At 73.8% G+C, this 23,071-nt stretch carries 22 protein-coding genes; 7 read left to right on the forward strand and 15 right to left on the reverse strand.

Annotated features, from left to right (window positions below):
- The first annotated feature begins 201 nt into the window (after positions 1–201).
- Complete coding sequence (locus ACI79Q_RS16760) at positions 202–1,446, forward strand: hypothetical protein (protein WP_456591303.1); 1,245 nt, start codon at positions 202–204, stop codon at positions 1,444–1,446.
- Positions 1,447–1,475: 29 nt separating this feature from the next.
- Positions 1,476–2,774: a class F sortase gene (locus tag ACI79Q_RS16765; protein ID WP_456613490.1), complete on the forward strand. Its 1,299-nt coding sequence runs from the start codon at positions 1,476–1,478 to the stop codon at positions 2,772–2,774.
- Positions 2,775–2,840: 66 nt separating this feature from the next.
- On the opposite strand, the gene ACI79Q_RS16770 is transcribed toward ACI79Q_RS16765, so the two are convergent.
- From ACI79Q_RS16770 to nucS, 3 genes are all read right to left on the reverse strand, one after another.
- Complete coding sequence (locus ACI79Q_RS16770) at positions 2,841–3,050, reverse strand: hypothetical protein (RefSeq protein ID WP_456591305.1); 210 nt, start codon at positions 3,048–3,050, stop codon at positions 2,841–2,843.
- A gap of 99 nt (positions 3,051–3,149) precedes the next feature.
- Positions 3,150–4,931: a 3-hydroxyacyl-CoA dehydrogenase family protein gene (locus tag ACI79Q_RS16775; protein ID WP_456615062.1), complete on the reverse strand. Its 1,782-nt coding sequence runs from the start codon at positions 4,929–4,931 to the stop codon at positions 3,150–3,152.
- Positions 4,932–5,017: 86 nt separating this feature from the next.
- Positions 5,018–5,689, reverse strand: a complete 672-nt coding sequence (gene nucS / locus ACI79Q_RS16780; RefSeq protein ID WP_456589199.1) for an endonuclease NucS — start codon at positions 5,687–5,689, stop codon at positions 5,018–5,020.
- Between the two features lie 109 nt (positions 5,690–5,798).
- Here nucS and ACI79Q_RS16785 point away from each other — a divergent pair, with 109 nt between their 5' ends.
- Positions 5,799–7,016, forward strand: a complete 1,218-nt coding sequence (locus ACI79Q_RS16785) for a sensor domain-containing phosphodiesterase (RefSeq protein ID WP_456589200.1) — start codon at positions 5,799–5,801, stop codon at positions 7,014–7,016.
- Positions 7,017–7,068: 52 nt separating this feature from the next.
- Positions 7,069–7,944: a hypothetical protein gene (locus ACI79Q_RS16790; protein ID WP_456599562.1), complete on the forward strand. Its 876-nt coding sequence runs from the start codon at positions 7,069–7,071 to the stop codon at positions 7,942–7,944.
- A 90-nt stretch (positions 7,945–8,034) separates the two neighbouring features.
- On the opposite strand, the gene ACI79Q_RS16795 is transcribed toward ACI79Q_RS16790, so the two are convergent.
- Both ACI79Q_RS16795 and ACI79Q_RS16800 read right to left on the reverse strand, forming a co-directional pair.
- Complete coding sequence (locus ACI79Q_RS16795) at positions 8,035–9,381, reverse strand: dicarboxylate/amino acid:cation symporter (protein WP_456615063.1); 1,347 nt, start codon at positions 9,379–9,381, stop codon at positions 8,035–8,037.
- Positions 9,382–9,576: 195 nt separating this feature from the next.
- The gene (locus ACI79Q_RS16800) at positions 9,577–10,347 is read right to left on the reverse strand and encodes an enoyl-CoA hydratase-related protein (protein WP_456589203.1); all 771 of its coding nucleotides are present in this window, start codon (positions 10,345–10,347) and stop codon (positions 9,577–9,579) included.
- Between the two features lie 68 nt (positions 10,348–10,415).
- Between ACI79Q_RS16800 and ACI79Q_RS16805 the strand changes: the two genes are divergently transcribed.
- Entirely contained in the window at positions 10,416–11,210 is a 795-nt protein-coding gene (locus ACI79Q_RS16805; RefSeq protein ID WP_456599561.1) for a YqjF family protein, read from the forward strand.
- Here ACI79Q_RS16805 and ACI79Q_RS16810 read toward each other — a convergent pair.
- The gene (locus tag ACI79Q_RS16810; RefSeq protein ID WP_456615064.1) at positions 11,140–13,158 is read right to left on the reverse strand and encodes a protein meaA; all 2,019 of its coding nucleotides are present in this window, start codon (positions 13,156–13,158) and stop codon (positions 11,140–11,142) included. The genes ACI79Q_RS16805 and ACI79Q_RS16810 overlap by 71 nt on opposite strands.
- Positions 13,159–13,307: 149 nt before the next feature.
- On the opposite strand from ACI79Q_RS16810, the gene ACI79Q_RS16815 reads away from it, so the two are divergent.
- Complete coding sequence (locus tag ACI79Q_RS16815; protein ID WP_456615065.1) at positions 13,308–13,628, forward strand: hypothetical protein; 321 nt, start codon at positions 13,308–13,310, stop codon at positions 13,626–13,628.
- Between the two features lie 8 nt (positions 13,629–13,636).
- Here ACI79Q_RS16815 and murA read toward each other — a convergent pair whose 3' ends face one another.
- A complete protein-coding gene (gene murA / locus ACI79Q_RS16820; RefSeq protein WP_456613486.1) occupies positions 13,637–14,917 on the reverse strand; it encodes a UDP-N-acetylglucosamine 1-carboxyvinyltransferase in 1,281 nt (426 codons plus the stop codon).
- A gap of 185 nt (positions 14,918–15,102) precedes the next feature.
- Between murA and ACI79Q_RS16825 the strand changes: the two genes are divergently transcribed.
- Entirely contained in the window at positions 15,103–15,714 is a 612-nt protein-coding gene (locus ACI79Q_RS16825) for a cob(I)yrinic acid a,c-diamide adenosyltransferase (RefSeq protein WP_456589208.1), read from the forward strand.
- Between the two features lie 9 nt (positions 15,715–15,723).
- Here the strand turns inward: ACI79Q_RS16825 and ACI79Q_RS16830 are convergent, their stop codons facing one another.
- From ACI79Q_RS16830 to atpE, 8 genes are all read right to left on the reverse strand, one after another.
- Complete coding sequence (locus tag ACI79Q_RS16830; protein ID WP_456589209.1) at positions 15,724–16,125, reverse strand: DUF2550 domain-containing protein; 402 nt, start codon at positions 16,123–16,125, stop codon at positions 15,724–15,726.
- A gap of 21 nt (positions 16,126–16,146) precedes the next feature.
- The gene (locus ACI79Q_RS16835) at positions 16,147–16,524 is read right to left on the reverse strand and encodes a F0F1 ATP synthase subunit epsilon (protein ID WP_456589210.1); all 378 of its coding nucleotides are present in this window, start codon (positions 16,522–16,524) and stop codon (positions 16,147–16,149) included.
- 592 nt (positions 16,525–17,116) lie between these two features.
- Positions 17,117–18,559 carry a F0F1 ATP synthase subunit beta gene (gene atpD, locus ACI79Q_RS16840; protein ID WP_456589211.1) on the reverse strand — a complete coding sequence of 481 codons (1,443 nt, stop codon included), beginning with the start codon at positions 18,557–18,559 and terminating at the stop codon, positions 17,117–17,119.
- 49 nt (positions 18,560–18,608) lie between these two features.
- On the reverse strand, positions 18,609–19,580 hold the full coding sequence (locus ACI79Q_RS16845) for a F0F1 ATP synthase subunit gamma (RefSeq protein ID WP_456589212.1): 972 nt from the start codon (positions 19,578–19,580) through the stop codon (positions 18,609–18,611).
- A gap of 3 nt (positions 19,581–19,583) precedes the next feature.
- Positions 19,584–21,221, reverse strand: a complete 1,638-nt coding sequence (atpA, locus tag ACI79Q_RS16850) for a F0F1 ATP synthase subunit alpha (RefSeq protein ID WP_456589213.1) — start codon at positions 21,219–21,221, stop codon at positions 19,584–19,586.
- A 49-nt stretch (positions 21,222–21,270) separates the two neighbouring features.
- Entirely contained in the window at positions 21,271–22,143 is an 873-nt protein-coding gene (locus ACI79Q_RS16855; protein ID WP_456613485.1) for a F0F1 ATP synthase subunit delta, read from the reverse strand.
- Positions 22,143–22,706, reverse strand: a complete 564-nt coding sequence (locus ACI79Q_RS16860; protein ID WP_456589215.1) for a F0F1 ATP synthase subunit B — start codon at positions 22,704–22,706, stop codon at positions 22,143–22,145. The genes ACI79Q_RS16855 and ACI79Q_RS16860 overlap by 1 nt, the downstream gene beginning before the upstream one ends.
- A gap of 55 nt (positions 22,707–22,761) precedes the next feature.
- Entirely contained in the window at positions 22,762–22,995 is a 234-nt protein-coding gene (gene atpE / locus ACI79Q_RS16865; RefSeq protein ID WP_346619795.1) for an ATP synthase F0 subunit C, read from the reverse strand.
- Between the last annotated feature and the right edge of the window lie 76 nt (positions 22,996–23,071).

Consider the following 23,071-nt stretch of genomic DNA (forward strand, 5'->3'; position numbering starts at 1 on the left):
TGCTGCGCCGCCGGCGCGCGCGCGGGCGCGCCCGCCCCCCCCCCCCCCCCCCCCCCCCCCCCCCCCCCCCCCCCCCCCCCCCCCCCCCCCCCCCCCCCCCGGCTCACGTCGCCCGGCGTGTCACCCGGGACATCCGGGACACCTGGGGCGCACCATGCCCAGGACGGTGACGAGCCCCTGGCCTTCTGCGAGGATGAACCCATGAGCGACCCCCGCCGTGACATGCCGATGCACGAGGCGCAGCACTCCTTCGACGTCGTCCTGCGGGGGTACGACCGCAACCAGGTCGCCGACACGATCGAACGGCTGGAGGCGGACTTCCGCATCGCGCTGGCCGACCGCGACGCCGCCGTCGAGCGCTCGGCCGACCTGGCCAGCCAGCTGTCGGCCCTGCACGGCGAGGTCGAGTCGCTGCGGCGCAAGGCCGCGACCGCCGCCGCCCCCACGTTCGAGAACATCAGCGAGCGCATCCAGCACATGCTGCAGCTGGCGGAGGAGGAGGCGGGCGAGATCCGGCGGGCCGCCGAGCTCGACGCCCAGGCCGTCCGCGAGCAGACCGACGCCGAGGAGCGCGCGCTGCAGGAGCGGCACGCGGCCGGGCAGGCCGAGGTCGAGCGGATGATCGCCGAGGCGCGGCAGGCCGCCGAGCAGATCATGCAGAAGGCGCAGCAGCGGGCCGACGAGCTGGTCGCCAAGGCGCAGGAGCGGGTGGCCCGCCTCGACGCCGAGTCGCAGGCCCGCCGGGCGAAGGTCGAGGAGGACTTCGACATCGCGCAGCGCGCCCGCCGGGCCGAGGCCGCCCAGGCCGAGGAGGAGCGCGAGCGCGTCTCCACCCAGGCCGCACGCCAGCGGATCGCCGCCGCCGAGCAGCACGCCGCCCAGCTCGTCGCCGACGCCGAGGCGCGCGCCGAGGCGATCCGCGAGGTCCGCGACGAGCTCACCAGCCGGCTGGTGCAGGCCCGGCGGCTGCTGGACAGCCTCCCCGACCTCGGCGACCGCGCGCAGCAGTCCCGCGACGACGCCGACACCGAGCGGCGCGCACAGCACGCCGCACCCACGGGCGAGGCCGGTCAGCGGCAGCCCGCAGCCCCGCAGACCGCCCCCCAGCAGACAGCTCCGCAGCAGCAGGCGGCCCCGGCGGAGCGGCCGGAGCGCGCGCAGGCGCCGGCACCCGCCGGCCAGGCCCCCGCAGCGGTCGCCGGCCCCCAGACCGGGCAGCAGCCCGCCGTCCAGGCCCCCCGGGCCGAGGGCGAGTCCGCCGCGGCGCGCCAGCCGACCCGCCCCGAGCCGGTGACCGCCACGTTCCCGGCGGTCACGCGCGCGGAGCCGACCACCCGCGCGCTGCCCCTGCCGTCGCGGCCGAACACCACGGGGTCGACCCCGGCTGCGCAGGCCGCCCCGACGACGCAGTCGATCGACGAGCCGGTGGGCCAGGGGCGCTCCTGATCCCCCGGTACCGCCCTGCGGCAGCCCGCGTGACCCCGGACCCCCGTGTCCGGCCGGCACGCGGGCTGTCGGCGCTCCTGGCCCTGCTGCTCCTCGCGCTGCCGGCCGTGCTGGGCGCGCCGGGTCGCGCGGCCGCCGACGAGCCGCGGTCCGGCCTCCTGCGGGTCGCCCACCTCTCGCCCGACACCCCGGCGGTCGACGTCTCGCTGACCGCGGCCGCACCTCCCGGTGAGGTCCTCGTCGACCCGGGGCCCGTCGTCGCGGCGGGGCTGGGGTACGGCGCGGTGGACGCCTACGCCGAGCTGCCCGCCGGCGCGTACGCGGTCAGCGTCCGGGCCGCCGGTGCGTCCGCCGGTACCGCCCCGGTGCTCTCGGCCCGCGTCGACCTCTCCCCGGGGCGGGCCCGGACCCTGGCGCTCACCGGCACCTTCGCCGACCTGACCCTGCAGCCGCTCGACGACGACCTGAGCCCTCCGCCGTCCGGCGCCGCCCGGGTGCGGGTGCTCGCCGCCGCGCCCGCGGCCACCCCGCTCGACGTCGTGCTGGCCGACGGCCCGGTGCTCGCGGCCGGTCTGGGCTTCCCGGACGCCGGGCCGCCCGTCGTCGTGCCGGGTGGCCGGCACCACGCCCTGGTGCCGGCCACCGGCGCCGAAGCCGAGCTGGACCTGCCCGCTGGCTCGATCCGCACGGTGCTCGCCCTGCAGCGCCCCGGCGGCGGCGTGGAGCTGCGAGTGGTCGCGGACGCCACCGGCCCCGCCGTCCGACCGGTGGGCGGGGTGGAGGCCGGCGGTGGTGGGGCCGGCGCGGTCGGCGGCTGGCTCCCCCGCACCGTCTCCGTCCTGGCCGGCGCGCCCTGGCGCGCCGCCGCACGATCAGCGGAGCCCGCCGCCGCCCCGGTGCGGCTGCGCATCGCCACAGCGGAGATCGACGCCCCGCTGGTCGCGGCCGGGCTCGACGGCTCCGGCGCCCTCGTCCCTCCGGCGGACCCCTCCGTGGCGGGCTGGTACTCCAGGGGCCCGCGCCCGGGCGCCGCCGGCCCGGCGGTGCTCACCGGGCACGTCGACTGGGCCGGTCGCGCCGGGGCGCTCGCCGGACTGGGCGGGGTGGCCCCCGGGGACGAGGTGCTGGTGGACCGGGGCGACGGGACGACGGCCCGCTTCCGGGTCACCGCCGTCGACCGGTACGCCAAGGCGGAGTTCCCGGGGACGACGGTCTACGCGCCGACCCCCGGGCCCCAGCTGCGGATCATCACCTGCGGCGGGGCGTTCGACCCGGCGACGGGCAGCTACCGGGACAACGTGGTGGTGTCGGCCGAGCTCGTGACCTGATGGAACGGCCCCGCTGCAGGGGCCCGCGCCGAGCTCGCGACGCGTGGGGGGCAGCGGGGTCCTTCTTCAGCGACGCCGGGCGCGCGACCGCCAGCACACGGTGTGCCAGTGCCGGCGCCGGTCGGCCGCCGACTCGACGTCCCAGGGCTCGAGGTCGGAGTCCCGCAGGTAGGCCGGCCAGGTGACCACGTGCGGCGTCCCCGGGCGGATCTCCTGGTCGCAGCCGGGGCAGCGGTAGGTCTTGCCGGTCGAGCTGCCGGTGACCGGCCGGACCACCCAGTCCCCGTCACCGGACTCCTCGACGGCATCGACGGAGCGGGCCGGCTCCCGACGCGCAGGTCGGGAGCCGGCCCGGGGACGGCGACGGGGCACGCGTCAGCGGCCGGCGTAGTCCCGGAAACCGCGACCGGTCTTGCGGCCGAGGTAGCCGGCGGTGACCAGGTGCTCGAGCAGCGGCGCCGGGGCGAAGCCGGGCTCCCGGAACTCGGTGTAGAGCTCCTTCTCGATCGCGAGGGAGACGTCGAGGCCCACGACGTCGAGCAGTTCGAACGGCCCCATCGGGTACCCGCAGCCGACCTTCATCGCGGCGTCGATGTCGTCGGCGGTGGCGTAGTGCGCCTCGAGCATCTTCACCGCGTCGTTCAGGTACGGGAAGAGCAGGGCGTTGACGATGAAGCCGGCCCGGTCGGTGCAGGAGACCGCGTGCTTGCCCAGCTGCGCCGACACCGCGTGGATGGTGGCGGCGACGTCCGGCGTGGTCGAGATCGTCGAGACCACCTCGACCAGCTTCATGACCTGGGCCGGGTTGAAGAAGTGCATGCCCACGACGTCGGCCGGACGGCCACTGGCCTTGGCGCACTCGATGACCGGGAGGCTCGAGGTGGTGGTGGCGAGCACCGCGCCGGGCTTGGCGATCTCGCCGAGGTTGGCGAACAGCGCCTCCTTGACCGGCAGCGACTCGACGACGGCCTCGATGACCAGGTCGCGGTCGGCGAGGTCGTCCAGCGAGGTCGTGCCGGTGACCCGGGCGAGGATCTCGTCGCGGGCGGCCTCCTCGAGGCGGCCCCGGACGACCTGCTTGTCCAGCGACTTGGCCAGCGCCTTCTGCACGGCCTCGACCTTCTCGGCCGCGCGGGCGACGAAGACGACGTCGTAGCCGCCCTTGGCGACGACCTCGATGATGCCGGTGGCCATCGTCCCCGAGCCGACGACACCGACGGTCCGCACGTCGCGGGCACCGGCCGCGGCCCCGCCGGGGGTCGGGGTCTGCGCGTCGGCGACGACCTCGGCCGAGCCGGGCTCGGCGTAGGTGTAGAAGCCCCGGCCGGACTTCCGGCCCAGCAGCCCGGCGGTCATCATCTGCTTGATCACCGGGCTGGGCGCGTGCAGCCGGTTCCGCGACTGCTTGTACATCGTGTCGAGGATCTCGTAGGCGGTGTCGATGCCGATGAGGTCCATCAGCGACAGCGGGCCCATGGGCAGGCCGCAGCCCAGGCGCATGGCCGCGTCGATGTCCTCGCGCGAGGCGTAGCGGTTCTCGTACATCGAGACGGCGTGGTTGAGGTAGCCGAACAGCAGCGCGTTGGCGATGAACCCGGCCTTGTCGCCGATGGTCACGTCGACCTTGCCCAGCCGGTCGGCGAGCGCCTCGACGGTCTCGACCACCTCGGGCTCGGTGACCACGGTGCGGACGACCTCGACCAGCTTCATGACCGGGGCCGGGTTGAAGAAGTGCATGCCGATGACCTTGCTCGGCCGGCCGGTGACCACGGACAGCTCGGTGACCGACAGGCTGGAGGTGTTGGTCGCCAGGATCGTGTCCGGCGGGCAGATCTTGTCCAGCTTGGCGAAGAGCTCCGCCTTGAGCTCCATCCGCTCGGGCACAGCCTCGATGACCAGCTCCGCGTTCGCGAGGTCCTCCAGCGAGGTGGTGAAGCGGATCCGCTCGAAGATGGCGTCCCGCTCGGCCGGGTCCAGCTTGCCGCGCGCCACGGCCCTGTCGGTGGACTGCTCCAGATGGCCGCGGCCACGCGCCAGCGCCTCGCCACCGACCTCCACGGCGGTGACCGAGAGCCCCGCCCGCGCGAGCACCTCGGTGATGCCGGCACCCATGGTGCCCAGCCCCACGACGCCGACCTCGTTCAGTTCCCTGGCCACGTTGCCATCTCCCATCGCCGGTGATCGCGGGGAAGTCTCTCACCCCCGGATTCCGGTCGTGCGGGGGCTACCGCCCGGTAGCCGGATCAGAAGAGGCGCTGGGACGGGTCGTCGGTGCCCTTGAGGACGGCGTAGTCGACGGTGACGCACTCGATGCCCCGGTCCTGCGCCAGCACCCGGGCCTGCGGCTTGATCTCCTGCGCGGCGAAGACGCCCTTGACCGGGGCGAGCAGCGGGTCGCGGTTGAGCAGCTCCAGGTACCGGGTCAGCTGCTCCACGCCGTCGATCTCGCCGCGGCGCTTGATCTCCACCGCGACCACCCCACCGGCGGCGTCCCGGCAGAGCAGGTCCACCGGGCCGATCGCCGTCGGGTACTCGCGCCGCACCAGCGACCAGCCCTGGCCGAACGTCTCCACGTGCAGGGCCAGCAGCCGCTGCAGCTCGGCCTCCACGCCGTCCTTCTGCAGCCCGGGGTCGACGCCGAGGTCCTCGCTGTGGTCGTGCAGGACCTCCGCGATGTTGATGACCAGCTGCTCACCGGCCTTGTTCGTCACCGTCCACGTGCCCGCGCCGTCGGTCAGCGCCTCGTCCAGCCGGCACGGCGGGCTCATCCAGTTCAGCGGCTTGTAGGCGCGGTCGTCGGCGTGCACCGACACGGAGCCGTCCGCCTTGACCAGCAGCAGACGGGTCGCCATGGGGAGGTGGGCGGTGAGTCGACCGATGTAGTCGACGGAGCAGCGGGCGATGACCAGACGCACGGGCGACGAGGCTACCGCTCCTCGACCGGTCGCCGCGCCGGCGCCGAGTTCCGGAAAGAACCAGGACGAAATCGTGGTGACCTCCGCCACCGGCACTCAGAATGGGCGGGTGGGCGCAGCGGGAGCGATCGGTACCCGGGACGGGGAGCGCCTGGACGGCGACTGGGTGCACTGGCTGCTCGACGCCGCCCGCACCCGGCTGGGCATGGACGTCGCCTGGGTCTCGCTCTTCACCGAGGGCAGCCAGCTGATCACCTCCGCCACCGGCGACCTGGAGTCCATGAACGTGCAGGAGGGGATGACGGCCCCGCTGGAGGGCTCCTACTGCGTGCGGGTGCTCAGCGGCCAGCTCCCTCCCCTGGTCACCGGCGCCGCTCGCGATCCCCGGACGCGCGACCTGCCGGTGACCGGCGACCTGAACATCGGCTCCTACGTCGGCGCCCCGGTGCGGGGACACGATTCCCGGCCCATCGGGATGCTGTGCTGCGTGAGCCGCGACCCGGGCACGCAGCTGGACGGCGAGTCGGTGCGCACGGTCGAGCTGCTGGCCGACCTGATCAGCGATCACTTCCGGCATGCCGGCGCAGCGGGCGGCCTCGACCTCGCCGCCCGCCGGGCCCGGGTGCGTGCCTTCCTGGCGCGGGGCGCCGTCGAGATCCACCTCCAGCCGGTGGTCGACATGGTGACCGGCGCGATCGCCGGGCAGGAGGCCCTCGCCCGCTTCCCCGGGTGGGGCGGGGACGGGCCGGCGGCGCTGTTCGGCGAGGCCGCCGCCGTCGGGGTCGGCGTGGAGCTGGAGGAGGTCACGGTGCGCGCCGCGCTGGCCGAGGCCGGCCGGCTGCCCGGCGGGCTGACCCTCGCGGTGAACCTCTCGCCGGACGCCCTCCTGTGCCCGACCGTGGTCGACCTGCTGCTGGCCCACGCCGACTGCCCGCTAGCCGTGGAGATCACCGAGCACAGCCCGGTCGACGACTACGAGGCGGTCGTCGCCGTCACGACGCGGCTGCGCCGCACGGGCGTCGCGGTCAGCGTGGACGACGCCGGCGCCGGCTACTCGAGCCTCCGGCACATCCTGCGGCTCAACCCCGACGTCATCAAGCTCGACATCGGCCTGGTCATGGGGCTGCACACCGACCCCGCGCGCCAGGCCATGACCTCGGCCATGGTGACGTTCGCCCAGGAGACGGGGGCGCGGCTGGTGGCCGAGGGCGTCGAGCACGCCGCCGAGCGCGACGTCCTCGTCGCCCGCGGGGTCCGCTACGGGCAGGGGTACCTGTTCGGCCGGCCGCGGCCGGCGCGTGACGTGCTCGACCGGCTGCCCGCCTGAACGGGGACGGCCCGCGGGGAACCTCCCGGCCACCCCGACCCGTCCTCCCGGTATGAGCACCCGTCCCGTGCGCGTCACCGCCCTGCTGGTCCTGGCCCTGCTGCTCGGCGCCTGCGCCGACTCGGCCGGCGGCGGCGCCTCCGCCGAGGACCCGTCGCCCGCGGGCGAGGACGCGACCGTCGTGCTCCAGGTCGGCGAGGTCGGCGGCTTCACCACGCCGGCCCTGCTCGCCGGCCGGGTGCCGTCGGCGACCCTGTACGCCGACGGCCGGCTGATCACCGACGGCCCTCAGATCGCCATCTGGCCGGCGCCGGCGCTGCCCAACCTGCAGCTGTACCGGCTCGGTGACGGCGGGGTGCGCGACCTCGTCGAGCGGGCGGTGTCCGCCGGGGTGACCGAGACCGGCGACCTCGGCCAGCCGCCGGTCGCGGACATGACCAGCACGCGGTTCACCCTCCGCACCGACGGGGAGACGGTCACCCGCGAGGTCTACGCCCTGGGGGTGGGGTCGGACCCGCGAGGCGAGTTCGACACGGGGCTCACCGAGGAGCAGGCGGCCGCCCGGGCCCGGTTGGCCGAGCTGGCCGATGCGCTCCGCGACCCGGTCACGGCCCTGGGCGCGGACCGGGTGAGCGGGCCCGAGCCGTACCAGCCCGACGCCGTCGCCGCGGTGGCGACCCCCTACGTCGAGGTGGACCCCGCCCAGGCCGAGCAGCAGTGGCCGGGCCCGGAGCTCCCGGGCGAGCCGATCGGCCCGGGAATCACCTGCGTGACCGCCACCGGGGAGGAGGCGCGGGCGGTGCTCGACGCCGCGGCGGAGGCGAACGCCGCCACGCCCTGGGTCACCCCCGACGGTTCGCGGTGGTCGCTGGTGCTGCGGCCGCTGCTGCCGCACGAGTCCGGCTGCGCGGACCTGGGGCAGGCGTGACGACGGGCCCGGACCTCCGGAGAGGTCCGGGCCCGGCCCCCTGCAGGGCCCCGGCACGAGCGTTCGAGTGACGGGAGCAGGGGTGTCTTCTCAGGCGGTGGCGGGCTCGCGCAGGTCGGCGTCCACGCCGCCCCGCTCCTCGACCGGGGCCAGCGGGTCGATCGTCCGCGTCGAGCGGTAGCGCTCCAGGTCGAGGATGCCCTCCCGCTTGGCCACGATCGTGGGCACCAGCGCCTGGCCGGCCACGTTCACCGCGGTGCGCCCCATGTCCAGGATCGGGTCGACGGCCAGCAGCAGCCCCACGCCGGCCAGCGGCAGACCGAGCGTGGAGAGGGTCAGCGTCAGCATGACCACCGCGCCGGTGACCCCCGCGGTGGCGGCGGAACCGATGACCGACACCAGCACGATGAGCAGGTAGTCGGTGAGGCCGAGGTCCACCCCGAAGAACTGGGCGACGAAGATCGCCGCCAGCGCGGGGTAGATCGCCGCGCAGCCGTCCATCTTCGTCGTCGCGCCGAGCGGGACGGCGAACGAGGCGTAGGACCGCGGGACGCCCAGGTTCTGCTCGGTCACCCGCTCGGTCACCGGCAGCGTGCCGATCGACGAGCGCGAGACGAAGGCCAGCTGGATGGCCGGCCAGGCTCCGGCGAACCACCGCAACGGCGAGAGGCCGTGCAGGCGCAGGAGCACGGGGTAGACGACGAACAGCACCAGGGCCAGCCCCGCGTAGACCGCGCCGGCGAAGACCGCGAGCGAGCCGAGGGACTCCCAGCCGTAGCTGGCGACGGCGTTGCCGATCAGTCCGACGGTGCCCAGCGGCGCGAGCAGGATGACCCACCACAGCACCTTCTGCACGACCGCCAGCGCGGAGCGCACGAAGCCGAGGAACGGCTCGGCGGCCTCCCCCACCTTGAGCACCGCGATGCCGATCGCCGCGGCGATGACGATCAGCTGGAGGACGTTGAAGGACAGGGCGCCCTCGGCCGACGACTGCAGGCCGAGGATGTTGCCGGGCACGATGCCGTTCAGGAAGTCGAACCAGGAGCCGGTCCGCGTGGGGTCGGCCTGGGCCGTGGCGTCGACGGAGCTGTTGCGGCCGGGCTCGGTGAGCAGCCCGAGCGCGATGCCGATGCCGACGGCGATCAGCGCGGTGATGGCGAACCAGAGCAGGGTCTGGCCGGCCAGCCTCGCCGCGTTCGACACCTGCTTGAGGTTGGCGATGCTGACGATCACCGCGGTGACGATCAGCGGGGGGACGAGGGTCTTCAGCAGCGTGACGAAGGTGCTGCCGATGGTCTGCAGGGTGCTGGTCAGCCAGTTGGGTGTTCCGTCGGCCACGGGGCCGAGGTCGCGGGCGACCAGCCCGAGCGCGATGCCGACCACGAGGCCCAGCAGTACCTGGGCCGCGAAGGGGACGCGGCGGAGACGAGCGAGCACGAGGGTGGTTCCGTTCTGGGGGGATGACCGGGCGGGCGGGACGGGGCGTCAGCCCCGACAGCGGTCCACGGTCACGCGGCCGAAGTCGACGGTGCGCCGCCGCGTCAGCCCCCAGATGTTCTGCACGGGGGGATCAGTCCTCCCGCGCCCCCGGGCATTCCGGCTGTGGCCGGGTTCACCCGCTCGGGTGCATCCCTAGTCCGGCCAGACCGGCCGCCGCTTCTCCAGGAACGCCGCCATCCCCTCGCGCGCGCCGGGCAGCTGGCTGGCCGCGGCCATGACCTCGATCGCGGTGGTATACGCGTCCTGCTCCGGCCGGTCCAGCTGGGCGTACATCGTCTGCTTCCCCCACGCCTTGCTCGCCCGTGAGCCCCGGGTGGCCCGCTCCACCAGCTCGTCGACGGCGGCGTCCAGATCGGCATCGGGCACGACCCGGTTGACCAGCCCCCAGTCCAGTGCCGTCGCCGCGTCGATGACGTCGCCGGTCAGCGCCAGCTCCATGGCTCGCTTGCGGCCGACGTTCCGGGCGATCGCGACCATCGGGGTGTGGCAGAACCAGCCGCCCTTGCCGCCGGGCGCGGCGAAGCCCGCGGACTCGGCGGCCACCGCCAGGTCGCACGAGGCCACGAGCTGGCAGCCGGCGGCCGTGGCCAGGGCGTGCACCCGCGCCACGACGACCTGCGGCACGTCCTGGATCGTCTGCATCAGCTCGGTGCACAGCCGCAGCAGGCTGCGCACCTCGGGCAGGGAGGCCCCGGCGACGTCGGCGAAGTCGTGGCCGGCGCTGAACACCGGCCCCTCCGCGCCGAGCACGATGCCCGCGGCGTCGCTTCCCCCCGCCTCGGTGACGGCGGCGAGCAGCTGCGTCAGGTGCTCGCGGGAGAGCGCGTTGCGCTTCGACGCGCGCGTCATCGTGATGCGGACGACGTCGCCGTCGCGCTCGACCCGGGGTGCACCGTCGGCCATGCCCGACCTCACCACGTCCGGGCGCGCTCGGCAACGACGATCGCGCTCCGAGCGGGGAAGCTGGGCCGGTGCCCGAGACCGAGCCGCTCAGCCCGACCGCCCCGCGACCGGCGGGCCGCACCGTGTTCACCCAGGGCTGGCGCGACGTCGCGTTCCTCCACTGGGCGGTGGACCCGGTGCGCGTCGCTCCCCTGCTGCCGGCCGGCACCCGCCCCGACGTGCTCGACGGCGCCACCTACGTCGGGCTGATCCCGTTCCGCATGCAGCGGATCGGGCTGCTCGGGGCGCCGGGCATCCCCTACCTCGGCTCGTTCGCCGAGACCAACGTCCGGCTCTACTCGGTCGACGAGCAGGGCCGCCGCGGCGTCGTCTTCCGGTCGCTGGACGCCGGACGCCTCGTTCCGGTGGTCACCGCCCGCTGGGCCGCTCGGCTGCCGTACGCGTGGTCGCGCATGCGGATCGAGCGCGCCGGCGACCGCCTGACCTACAGCTGCCGCCGGCGCTGGCCCGCGCCCGCCGGGGCCCACAGCAGCCTCACGCTGCAGGTGGGCAGCCGGCTGCTCCGGCCGGACCCGCTGGCGCTCTTCCTGACCGCCCGGTGGGGGCTGCACCGGCCCGGACGGGGTGGCCCGGCCTACTGGCCCACCGAGCACCCCGCCTGGCCGCTGCACCGGGCGGAGCTCGTCGCCCTCGACGACACGCTGCTGCCCGCGGCGGGCCTGGGCGACGTCTCGGGCCCGCCCGACAGCGTGCTGTTCTCCCCGGGCGTCGACGTCCGCTTCGGCCCGGTGGTCAGGCCGGCGCGGGCACCAGGTCGGGCAGACCGTTCGCCTCGCGGACCACGTCGACGACCTGGCCCATGATGTCGTTCAGGCCGAAGTCCTTGGGCGTGAAGACCCGGGCGACGCCCTGCTCCCGCAGCCGCCGGGCGTCGCTGTCGGGGATGATCCCGCCGACCACGACCGGGACGTCGTCCAGCCCGGCGTCCCGGAGCCCCTGCAGCACCGCCGGGATCACCTGCAGGTGGGAGCCCGAGAGCACCGACAGGCCCACCACGTGCACGTCCTCCTCCACGGCGGCGCTCACGATCTGCGCCGGCGTGAGCCGGATGCCCTGGTAGATGACCTCGAACCCGGCGTCGCGGGCCCGCACGGCGATCTGCTCGGCGCCGTTGGAGTGGCCGTCCAGGCCGGGCTTGCCGACCAGGAAGCGCAGCCGCCCACCGATCTCCTCACCGGTGGCCCGCACCCGCTCGCGGACGGCGGTGAGGCTCTCGTCGGCCTCTCCCCCACCGGTGGCGGCCGCGACGCCGGTGGGCGCGCGGTACTCGCCGAACACCTCGCGCAGCACGCCGGCCCACTCCCCCGTGGTCACGCCGGCGCGGGCGCAGGCGAGGGTCGCGGGCATGAGGTTGACGTCGGAGGACGCCGCCTCGCGCAGCGCCTCCAGGGCCGCGCGCACCGGCTCGGGGTCACGGTCGGCACGCCACTTCCGCACCGCCTCGCACGCGGCGGCCTCGACGGCCGGGTCCACGACCATGATCGCGGTGTCGAGGTCGGCGGTGAGCGGGTTGGGCTCGGTCGTGTCGAACCGGTTGACGCCCACGACGACGTCCTCACCACTCTCCATCCGCCGCCGGCGCTCGGCCAGCGAGGCGACCAGCTCGCCCTTCATGTAGCCGGACTCGACGGCGGCCACGGCCCCGCCCATCTCCTGCACGCGGGCGATCTCGGCCCGGGCGCCCTCGACGAGCTCGGCCACCTTCTTCTCGACGACGACCGAGCCGGTGAACAGGTCCTCGTACTCGAGCAGGTCGGTCTCGTAGGCGAGCACCTGCTGGAGGCGCAGCGACCACTGCTGATCCCACGGCCGGGGCAGCCCGAGCGCCTCGTTCCAGGCCGGCAGCTGCACGGCGCGGGCGCGGGCGTCCTTGGACAGGGTCACGGCGAGCATCTCCAGCACGATGCGCTGGACGTTGTTCTCCGGCTGCGCCTCGGTCAGGCCGAGGGAGTTGACCTGCACCCCGTACCGGAAGCGCCGGTGCTTGGGGTCCTGGACGCCGTAGCGCTCCTCCGTCAGCTCGTCCCAGAGCTGGGTGAAGGCCCGCATCTTGCACATCTCCTCGACGAAGCGGACGCCCGCGTTGACGAAGAAGGAGATGCGGGCGACGACCTCGCCGAAGCGCTCCTGCGGCACCTGGCCGGAGTCGCGGACCGAGTCCAGGACCGCGATCGCGGTGCTCATCGCGTAGGCGATCTCCTGCACCGGCGTGGCCCCGGCCTCCTGCAGGTGGTAGCTGCAGATGTTGACCGGGTTCCACTTCGGCATCGTCGTGACCGTGTAGGCGACCATGTCCGTGATCAGCCGCATCGACGGCGCCGGCGGGAAGACGTAGGTCCCCCGCGACAGGTACTCCTTGATGATGTCGTTCTGCGTCGTCCCCGCCAGCTTGGTGACGTCGTGCCCGTGCTCCTCGGCGACCGCCTGGTAGAGCGCGAGCAGCCACATGGCGGTGGCGTTGATCGTCATCGACGTGTTCATCTCGTCGAGCGGGATGCCGTCGAAGAGCGCGCGCATGTCACCGATGTGCGTGACCGGCACGCCGACCTTCCCGACCTCCCCGCGGGCGAGCTCGTCGTCGGGGTCGTAGCCGGTCTGCGTCGGCAGGTCGAAGGCGACCGAGAGGCCGGTCTGCCCCTTCGCCAGGTTGCGGCGGTAGAGGGCGTTGGACTCGGCCGGCGAGGAGTGGCCGGCGTAGGTGCGCATGACCCAGGGGCGGTCGCGCTCGTTCGGCGTCTGCGGGAACGGCATGCCAGCGGAGTGTAGGGCTGTTACCCGCGAGTAGCAGCCCCGCGCCCCGACGTGTGCAGTGGCACACTCGTCCGGCGGAAGCACCTCGTGCCCCCGGGCACTCGCTCCGCCCGGGCCACGCCCCGGCACGAGGGCCGCAGGGAGGTCCGGTGGAGGTGGGGAGCCTGCCCCTCGAGCTGGGCCCGGTGGTCGCGGTCGCCGTGGTCGCGGTGCTGGCTCTGTTCACCCGGTGGGCCTTCGGCGGCGATCCGGCCGGGGGCCGGCGCGCCGGCGCACCCGACGACGGGCTCCTCACCCGCGTGGCCACGCTGACCCACCGCGAATCGGCCCTCGCGCTGCGGGCGCTGCTGTCCGACGCCGGCATCCGCTCCACCGTGCGCTACCCGGCGGCCCACCGCGCCGAGGTGCTGGTGTTCCCGGAGGACGCCGAGCGCGCCCGGTCGCTGGCCGCCTCGTTCGGCGACGCCTGAGGTCGCCCCTAGTCCGGTCGCTCCGTGCGCCGCACCACGGCGCCGAGGCCGCACAGCTGGTCGACGAAGTCGGGGTAGCCGCGGTCGACGTGGTGCACGTCCTGCACCTCGGTGATGCCGTCGGAGCACAGCCCGGCGAGCACGAGCCCGGCACCGGCGCGGATGTCGGTCGCCAGCACCGGCGCGCTGGAGAACCGCTCGCGGCCGCGGACGACGGCGTGGTGCCCGTCGATCCGGACGTCGGCGCCCAGCCGCACCAGCTCGTTGACGAACATGAAGCGGCCCTCGAACACGTTCTCCGTGATCAGGGCCGTGCCGGTGGAGACGGCGGCCAGCGCCACCGCCATCGGCTGCAGGTCGGTGGGGAAGCCGGGGAAGGGCAGGGTGACGACGTCGACGCAGCGGGGCCGGTCGGCCATCGCGACGCGGATGGCACCGGGCAGCGCCTCGACGGTGGCGCCGGCGTCGGTCAGCTTGTCCAGGGCCACGGTGAGGTGCTCGGCGACGCCGCGCTCGATGACGACGTCGCCGCGGGTCATCACCGCCCCGATCGCCCAGGTGCCGGTCACGATCCGGTCGGGCACGGTCGTGTACTCGACGGGGCGCAGGGAGTCGACGCCCTCGACGGTGATGGTGGAGGTGCCGGCGCCGTCGATGCGCGCGCCCATCTCGCAGAGCATCCGGCAGAGATCCACGATCTCGGGCTCGCGCGCGGCGTTGTCGACGACGGTCGTGCCCTGCGCGAGCACCGCCGCCATCACCAGGTTCTCCGTGGCCCCGACCGACGGGAAGTCCAGCCAGATCGACGTCCCGGTGAGCTGGGGCGCCGTCGCGACGAGGAAGCCGTGCTCGCTGACGATGGTGGCGCCGAGCCGCTCCAGGCCGGAGATGTGCATGTCCAGCCCGCGGGAACCGATGGCGTCACCACCTGGCAGCGCCACCCGCGCGCTGCCGCAGCGGGCGACGAGCGGGCCCAGGACGCTGATCGAGGCGCGCATGCGGCGCACCAGGTCGTAGTCGGTCTCGGTCGAGGGCTGGTCCGGGACGTCGATCGTCAGGCGGCCCCCGCCGCCGCTGCCGGGCGTGCGCTCGTAGGAGACCGCGCAGCCCAGGCGGCGCAGCACCTCGCTCATGATGGCCACGTCGAGGATGTCGGGCACCTCGTCGATGGTCGAGCGCCCGGCGGCCAGCAGCGCGGCCGCCATGAGCTTCAACGCGCTGTTCTTGGCACCGGTGACCCGCACCCGGCCCGCGAGCCTCGCTCCCCCGGTCACCTCGAAGCACTCCACCGGCCCACCCTACGGCGGCCCGGCTGCAGGGCCCCACCGCGAGCCCGGCGACGTGCTGGCCCGGCCCTCCTGCAGGGACTCGCTCCGAGCGCCGGTGACGTGCTGGAACGGCCCTCCCGCAGGGACCCGCGCCGAGCGTCAGCGAGGGGTGGGGGGCAGGAGGGTCCTTCTCCTAGGCTGCGGGCATGACTGTCCGGCTCACCCGCATCTACACGAAGACCGGCGATGCCGGTCAGACGCATCTGGGCGACATGAGCCGGGTGGCCAAGACCGATCCCCGGCTGGTCGCCTACGCCGACGTCGACGAGGCCAACAGCGCGATCGGCGTGGCGCTGGCCCTCGGCGCCCCGGGAGCGGAGCTGGCCGAACTCCTGCGCAGCATCCAGAACGACCTGTTCGACGTGGGCGCGGACCTGTGCACGCCGATCGTGGCGGAGCCGCAGTACCCGCCGCTGCGGGTGACGGCCGCCTACACCGAGCGGCTCGAGGCGGCGTGCGACACCTACAACGAGACGCTCCCGAAGCTCGACAGCTTCATCCTGCCCGGCGGTACCCCGCTGGCCGCGCTGCTCCACCAGGTACGGGTGGTGGTGCGCCGGGCCGAGCGCAGCGTCTGGGCGCTCCTGGAGAGCGACGCCGAGCGCACCAACCCCGAGACCGCGCGCTACCTGAACCGCCTGTCGGACCTGGTGTTCATCCTCGGCCGGGTGGCCAACCCCGAGGGCGACATCCTGTGGGAGCCCGGGGCGCACAGTGGCGTCCACGCCCAGCGCCGCGCTGCCTCGCGGGAGGACTGAGCCGCCCGCTCAGCTACCGGGGGGCGCCGACTCCACCCAGGACAGGAAGCCGGTCACCGTGGAGCGGTCCATGGCCAGCTCCCGGCGCCCCTGCGCGGTGCTGCACGACAGCACGTGGACGTCGGCGGGCAGCGCGAGATCCTCGCGTCCCGCCGGTCGCTGGGCGAGCACGCGGAACCCGGCCCGGGTGAGCCGCTGCTGCGGGCGCACGGAGAGCGAGAGGGCCCGGTACCAGAGCAGGGCGTCGCCGCCGTACCAGGCGACACCCACCGACCAGCGCGGCGTCCCCTCGGGGCGCAGCCACATGGTGACCGCGCCGAGCCCCGAGAGCAGGAACCGGCGGCGCAGCAGGAAGACCACGACGACGAGCAGCAGCAGGACGCCGATCAGCACCCACAGGGCGGTGGTCATCCCGCGCGCTCGCCGGTCGGGTCAGTCGCCCTGGCCGGCCGCCCTCAACCGCGACTGCGCGCGGCGCGCGGCCGGGGAGTCCCCGTCGCTCTCGGCGCGCCGCAGCGCCTCGCGAGCGCGCTCCACGTCGATCTCCGAGGAGATCTCCGCCGTCTCGGCCAGGATGGAGACACCCCGCTCGGTGACGGAGAGGAAGCCACCGTGGGCGGCGATCACCATGTCCTCGCCCGACTCGGTGCGGATCGTGACGACGCCGCCGTCCGCCAGCTGGCCGAGCAGCGGCGCGTGGCCGGGCAGGACACCGAGCTCGCCCTCGGTGGTGCGGGCGATGACGCGCGTGGCCTCGCCCGACCAGATCTTGCGCTCGACGGCCACCAACTCGACCTGCAGGGTCGCCACGACACTCCTCGGGGTCCACCTCTCCACCGGGGAAGAGGTGCGCTGCGGTTCGTGCTCCGCCGGCCCGGGCGGGACGGCGGACGATGCGGCCACTGTACCGGCGTGTCGCGCGTGGCCCCCGCCCAGGGCCTGCCCGGACCGCGAGCGGTGGGGGCAGAGGCGTCCTTCCTCAGGCGGCGCGACGGTAGAGCAGCGTCCAGCGGCCGACGCGCACCCACGGGTGCCGGACGCAGCTGGCCGCCGCCCAGCGCTCGGTGTCGAAGTCCGCGATCCGCCGGTCCACCGGCGCGCACGGCGGCCAGGTCCAGTCGGGAGCACTCCGGCTCCCGGACGGCAGTAGCGCCCTGTCCCGTTCCACGTCGCCCCTCGTGCCGGCGCCCGTCTCCCGGGCGCGCCTGCGGGCATGGTCGGCAGGTGCGCGGCCTCCCCGCAGACCCCGGAGCGCAGAACCACTCGATCGGGCGATCCCCACCTCCGGAACGCCGACGGCCGGGCCCCCTCTCGGGAACCCGGCCGTCGGGACGTACTGGATCGGTCCCGCTGCGGGGCCCCACGCCGCGCGGAGCGCGGCGTGGGGGGCAGCGGGATCCCTTTACTTCCGGAGCTTCGCGGCGTTCTTCTCGAGGTCCTCGAGACCACCGCACATGAAGAAGGCCTGCTCCGGGACGTTGTCGTACTCGCCCTCGGTGATCGCCTTGAACGCCTGGAGCGTCTCCGCCAGCGGCACGAACGAGCCCGGCTGACCGGTGAAGGCCTCGGCCACGAACATGTTCTGCGAGAGGAAGCGCTCGACGCGCCGGGCCCGCTGGACGGTGACCTTGTCCTCCTCGGAGAGCTCGTCGATGCCGAGGATGGCGATGATGTCCTGCAGCTCCTGGTAGCGCTGCAGCACCTGCTTCACGGTCTGGGCGATCTCGTAGTGCTCCGAGCCCACGTACTGCGGGTCGAGGATCCGGCTGGTGGAGTCCAGCGGGTCCACGGCCGGGTAGATACCCTTCTCCGAGATCGGCCGCGAGAGCACGGTCGTCGCGTCGAGGTGGGCGAACGTGGTGTGCGGCGCCGGGTCGGTGATGTCGTCGGCGGGCACGTAGATCGCCTGCATGGAGGTGATCGACCGGCCACGGGTCGAGGTGATCCGCTCCTGCAGCTGACCCATCTCGTCGGCGAGGGTCGGCTGGTACCCCACGGCCGAGGGCATGCGGCCCAGCAGCGTGGAGACCTCGGACCCGGCCTGGGTGAACCGGAAGATGTTGTCGATGAACAGCAGGACGTCCTGGTTCATCTCGTCGCGGAAGTACTCCGCCATCGTCAGCGCGGAGAGCGCGACGCGCAGCCGGGTGCCCGGCGGCTCGTCCATCTGCCCGAACACCAGCGCGGTGGACTCGATGACGCCGGACTCGGTCATCTCCGTGATCAGGTCGTTGCCCTCACGGGTGCGCTCGCCGACGCCGGCGAACACCGACACACCACCGAACTCCTGGGCGACGCGGCGGATCATCTCCTGGATGAGGACGGTCTTGCCCACCCCGGCGCCGCCGAACAGGCCGATCTTCCCGCCGGCCACGTACGGCGTGAGCAGGTCGATGACCTTGATGCCGGTCTCCAGCATCTCGGTGCGGCCCTCGAGCTGGTCGAACCGCGGTGCGCTCCGGTGGATCGACCAGCGCAGGGCGTCCGCGGCGTAGCCGGGCGTGTCGAGGCACTCGCCCAGGGCGTTGAAGACGTGCCCGGTGACCACCTCGCCGACCGGGACCATGATCGGGTTCCCGGTGTCGGTGACCTCGGCGCCCCGGACGAGCCCGTCGGTCGGCGCCATCGAGATGGTGCGGACGACGTTCTCACCCAGGTGCTGGGCGACCTCGAGGGTCAGCGTCTTGCCGAGGTCGGCGAGCGTGACGTCGACCTTCAGGGCGTTGTACAGGTCGGGCATCGCGTCGCGCGGGAACTCGACGTCGACGACCGGCCCGGTGACCCGCACGACCCGGCCGGTGCCGGTGGTCTGCGAGGTGGTCGGACGGTCCTCGGTGACGGTCATCTGTACTGCTCTCCTGCCCTGGGGCTCGGGTGTCTGCTGTTCGGTGGGGTCAGTCGTTGGCGCCGGAGGAGACCAGCGCGTCGGCGCCGCCGACGATCTCGCTGATCTCCTGCGTGATCTCCGCCTGGCGCGCCTGGTTGGCCTGCCGGGACAGGTTCTTCGCCAGCTCCTCGGCGTTGTCCGAGGCCGACTTCATGGCCCGGCGACGCGAGGCGGACTCGGAGGCGGCCGCCTCCAGCATCGCTGCGTAGATGCGCGTGGTGATGTACTTCGGCAGGAGGGCGTCGAGCAGCCCCTCGGCCGAGGGCTCGAACTCGTACGACGTCGGGATGCCGGTGTCGCCGGCCCCGCCGGACGCCCGCTCCTCCCGCTCGTAGTCGAACTCGTCGACCTCCTCGACCTCCAGCGGAGCCATCCGCCGGGCGACCGGGACCTGCGAGAGCAGCGACCGGAACTCGGTGTAGACGATGTGCAGCTCGTCCACGCCCTGGACGCCGTCGGCGCCGGCCCCGGACTCGTCGTCGTCCTCACCCGCGGTGAAGGCGTCGATGAGGACGCGACCGACCTCCTGGGCGTCGGCGTAGCCCGGCTGCTCCGAGAACCCGGTGAAGGTGCCGGCCGTCGGGCGGTCGCGGAAGGAGTAGTAGGTCTCCCCCTTCCGGCCGACGACGTACAGCACCGGCTCCTTGCCCTCCTGCCGCAGCAGGGCGAGCAGCTCCTCGGTCCGCCGCAGCACGTTGACGTTGTAGGACCCGGCGAACCCGCGGTCGGAGGTGATCACCAGGACCGCCGCCCGGCGCGGGTTCTCCCGCTCGGTCAGCAGCGGGTGGTCCAGCGACGCCGAGGACGCCAGCGCCGACAGCACGCGCGTGATCTCCCGGGCGTAGGGCTTGGACGCCTCCACCCGGGCCTGGGCGCGCACGATGCGGGCACCGGCGATCAGCTCCTGGGCCGAGAAGATCTTCTTCGTCGACTGGGTGGAGCGGATGCGGCGCCGCAGCGCGCGGAGAGAAGCGGCCATGGGTCAGCTGCCCCGCTTGACCTGGACGCGCTCCTGGCCCCGCTCCGAGGCGTCCATGGCCTCGGCCTCGGGCTCGTTGCCCGCGAGCGACTGCCCTTCGGAGGTGGTGAACTGCCCGTAGAAGGTCTCCACCGCCCGCTCGAGGCTGGCGACGGCGTCGTCCTCCAGCTTCTTCGTCTGGCGGATCGACTCGAAGACGGCGTTGTCACCGCGGCCGACGAACTCCAGGAACTCGGACTCGAAGCGGCGCACGTCGGCGACCGGGACGCGGTCGAGCTTGCCGGTCGTACCCAGCCACAGCGACACGACCTCGCGCTCCACCGGGTACGGCGAGTACTGGCCCTGCTTGAGCAGCTCGACCAGACGCTGACCGCGCTCCAGGGTGGCCCGGCTGGAGGCGTCCAGGTCGGAGGAGAACGAGGCGAACGCCTCGAGCTCGCGGTACTGCGCGAGGTCCAGGCGCAGCCGGCCGGCGACCGACTTCATCGCCTTGATCTGCGCGGAGCCGCCGACGCGGGACACCGAGATGCCGACGTTGATGGCGGGGCGGACACCGGAGTTGAACAGACCCGTCTCGAGGAAGATCTGGCCGTCGGTGATCGAGATGACGTTGGTCGGGATGTACGCCGACACGTCGTTGCCCTTGGTCTCCACGATGGGCAGACCCGTCATGGAGCCACCGCCGAGCTCGTCGGAGAGCTTGGCGCAGCGCTCCAGCAGCCGGGAGTGGAGGTAGAAGACGTCACCCGGGTACGCCTCGCGGCCCGGCGGGCGGCGCAGCAGCAGGGAGACGGCGCGGTAGGCCTCGGCCTGGCGGGACAGGTCGTCGAAGACGATCAGGACGTGCTTGCCCTCGTACATCCAGTGCTGGCCGATGGCCGAGCCGGTGTAGGGGGCGATGTACTTCACGCCGGCGGCCTCCGAGGCGGGGGCGGCGACGATCGTCGTGTACTCCAGGGCGCCGGCGTCCTCGAGGGCCGCGCGGATGGAGGCGATCGTCGAGCCCTTCTGGCCGACGGCGACGTAGATGCAGCGGACCTGCTGCTTCGGGTCGCCGGTCGCCCAGGCCTGGCGCTGGTTGATGATGGTGTCGATCGCGATCGCCGTCCGGCCGGTCTGCCGGTCACCGATGATCAGCTGCCGCTGCCCCCGGCCGATCGGCGTCATGGCGTCGATGGCCTTGATGCCGGTCTGCATCGGCTCGTGCACCGACTGCCGCTGCACCACGGTCGGCGCCTGCAGCTCCAGGGCGCGCCGGCCGGTGGTGGCGATCGGGCCGGCACCGTCGATCGGGTTGCCGAGCGAGTCGACCACGCGCCCGAGGTAGCCGTCACCGACGGGGACGGAGAGGACCTCCCCGGTCCGGCGGACCTGCTGCCCCTCCTCGATCCCGGCGAAGTCACCCAGGACGACGACACCGATCTGGCGGGTGTCCAGGTTCAGCGCCAGGCCGCGGACGCCGCTCTCGAACTCGAGCAGCTCGTTGGTCATGACCGAGGGCAGGCCCTCGACCCGGGCGATGCCGTCGCCGGCCTCGGTGACGATCCCGACCTCTTCGCGGGACACGTCAGGCGAGTACTCGGTGACGTAGTTCTGGATGGCACTGCGGATCTCGTCTGCGGAGATCGTCAGCTCGGCCATGGCGTGGAGTCCTCTTCCCTGCGGGGTCGTGATCAGTGGTGGTGGGCGGTCAGCCGGCGAGCTGCCGTCGGGCGGCTTCCAGCCGATGCGCGATGCTGCCGTCGATGACCTCGTCGCCCACCTGGACGAGGAGGCCGCCGAGCACCGTCGGGTCGACGGTCACCTGCAGCCCGATGGTCCGCCCGTACAGGCGGCCGAGCACCTCGGTCAGCCGCTGTTCCTGGGCGGCGGTGAGCGGCACCGCCGTCGTCACCCGGGCGACCGACTGACCACGACGGCGGCTGGCGGCCTCGGAGAGCCGCTCGACGGCCACCGCGGCCTGACCGACGTGCGAGCCGGTCAGGACGTTGCGGAGCAGCAGCTCGGTGACCGGGCTGACCCGGCCGGACAGCAACCGCTCGAGCAGCTCCCCCTTGCCCTGCGGGGAGGCGCTCCGGTCGCTGAGGATGCGCGAGAGTTCACGGTCGCCCGAGACGATCCGGCCGAAGCGGAAGAGCTCGTCCTCCACGTCGTCCAGCTCACCCCGGACGTCGGCGGCGTCCAGCGCTGCCTCGGTCGCCAGGTTCTCGGCGGCCTCGACCAGGTCCAGGGGACGCGACCAGCGCTGCCGCACGCTGACCCCGAGCAGGTCGAGCGCGACCGGGGAGAGGCGGTCGGCGAACAGCCGCTGCACCAGGGCGGCCCGCTCCTCCGGCTTGCCCGCGGGGTCGGACAGCGCCCGCCGCAGCGACGGCTGCGCCTGGAGCAGTCGCGCGACCGAGAACAGCTCACCGGCCAGCGTGAGCAGGTCCTCGGCGGAGGTGGCCCGCGCCTGACCGGTGATCCGGTCGCGCGCACGGCCGAGGAGCCCCGAGGGGTCCCGGGTCAGCTCGGCCAGTCGCTCCCGGGCCACGAGGAGCGCGGCGCGGCTCGAGGCCTCCATCAGCGCGCGCTCTCGGCGGTCGCGCCGCCACGCCGACCGGTCCCGACCATGCCGTCGAGCTGGTCGAGGAAGCGGTCGACGGTGCCCTGCCGGCGCGCCTCGTCGGCGAGGGACTCCCCGACGACCCGCCCGGCGAGCTCGACGGCGAGAGCACCGATCTGGCCGCGCAGCTCGTGCACGACCTGCTGGCGGGAAGCGGCGATCTGCTCCTCGCCCCGCGCCACGATCCGCGCCGACTCCTCCTGCGCCTGCGCCCGCAGCTCCTCGAGGATCTGCTGGCCCTCGGCGCGGGCCTGGTCCCGGATCTGCGCGGCCTCGGTGCGCGCCTCGGCGAGCTGCGCCCGGTACTGCTCGAGCGCCGCCTTCGCCTCGGCCTGCATGGCCTCGGCGCGCTCGATGCCGCCCTCGATCGCCTCGCGGCGGGCCTGGAAGGCCTGCTCGAAGCGGGGCGCGACGAACTTGGCGATCACGAACAGCAGGATCAAGAAGGCGATCAGCCCGATGATGATCTCGCCGAGTGGTGGGAGAAGCACGCTCGGCTGTTCGGCGGCCAGGATGCTCATGCTCTGCACGTCCCTGTCTGGAATCGGTGATCCGTACCCGTGCGACGGGTAGGGATCAGCTGCCCGTGCCGTAGACGAGGGGGGCGACGAAGCCGATGAGGGCCAGCGCCTCGGCGAGGGCGAAGCCGAGGAAGGCGTAGGTACGGGTCAGGCCGGCCGACTCGGGCTGGCGGGCGGTGGCCTGGATGTAGGCGGCCCAGACCAGACCGACACCGATGCCGGGGCCGATCGTGGCGATGCCGTAGCCGACCGAGCCGATGCTGCCGACCAGTTCTGCCGTAACGTCCATTGCGGGGTGTTCCTCCTGTGTCGGTCGCCCGGTAGCTACCGGGCGGCTGGCGGGATCGTGCGGGTGGTGCAGTGCG

This window comes from Blastococcus sp. SYSU DS0828 (assembly GCF_054050975.1).

Coding starts and splice junctions, on each gene's coding strand:
- atpA (WP_456589213.1), bottom strand. CDS start 21,221: ATGGCCGAGCTGACGATCTCCGCAGACGAGATCCGCAGTGCCATCCAG.
- ACI79Q_RS16845 (WP_456589212.1), bottom strand. CDS start 19,580: ATGGCCGCTTCTCTCCGCGCGCTGCGGCGCCGCATCCGCTCCACCCAG.
- ACI79Q_RS16800 (WP_456589203.1), bottom strand. CDS start 10,347: ATGGCCGACGGTGCACCCCGGGTCGAGCGCGACGGCGACGTCGTCCGC.
- ACI79Q_RS16860 (WP_456589215.1), bottom strand. CDS start 22,706: ATGAGCATCCTGGCCGCCGAACAGCCGAGCGTGCTTCTCCCACCACTC.
- ACI79Q_RS16810 (WP_456615064.1), bottom strand. CDS start 13,158: ATGCCGTTCCCGCAGACGCCGAACGAGCGCGACCGCCCCTGGGTCATG.
- ACI79Q_RS16790 (WP_456599562.1), top strand. CDS start 7,069: ATGAGCACCCGTCCCGTGCGCGTCACCGCCCTGCTGGTCCTGGCCCTG.
- ACI79Q_RS16825 (WP_456589208.1), top strand. CDS start 15,103: ATGACTGTCCGGCTCACCCGCATCTACACGAAGACCGGCGATGCCGGT.
- ACI79Q_RS16855 (WP_456613485.1), bottom strand. CDS start 22,143: ATGGAGGCCTCGAGCCGCGCCGCGCTCCTCGTGGCCCGGGAGCGACTG.
- ACI79Q_RS16760 (WP_456591303.1), top strand. CDS start 202: ATGAGCGACCCCCGCCGTGACATGCCGATGCACGAGGCGCAGCACTCC.
- atpD (WP_456589211.1), bottom strand. CDS start 18,559: ATGACCGTCACCGAGGACCGTCCGACCACCTCGCAGACCACCGGCACC.
- atpE (WP_346619795.1), bottom strand. CDS start 22,995: ATGGACGTTACGGCAGAACTGGTCGGCAGCATCGGCTCGGTCGGCTAC.
- ACI79Q_RS16830 (WP_456589209.1), bottom strand. CDS start 16,125: ATGACCACCGCCCTGTGGGTGCTGATCGGCGTCCTGCTGCTGCTCGTC.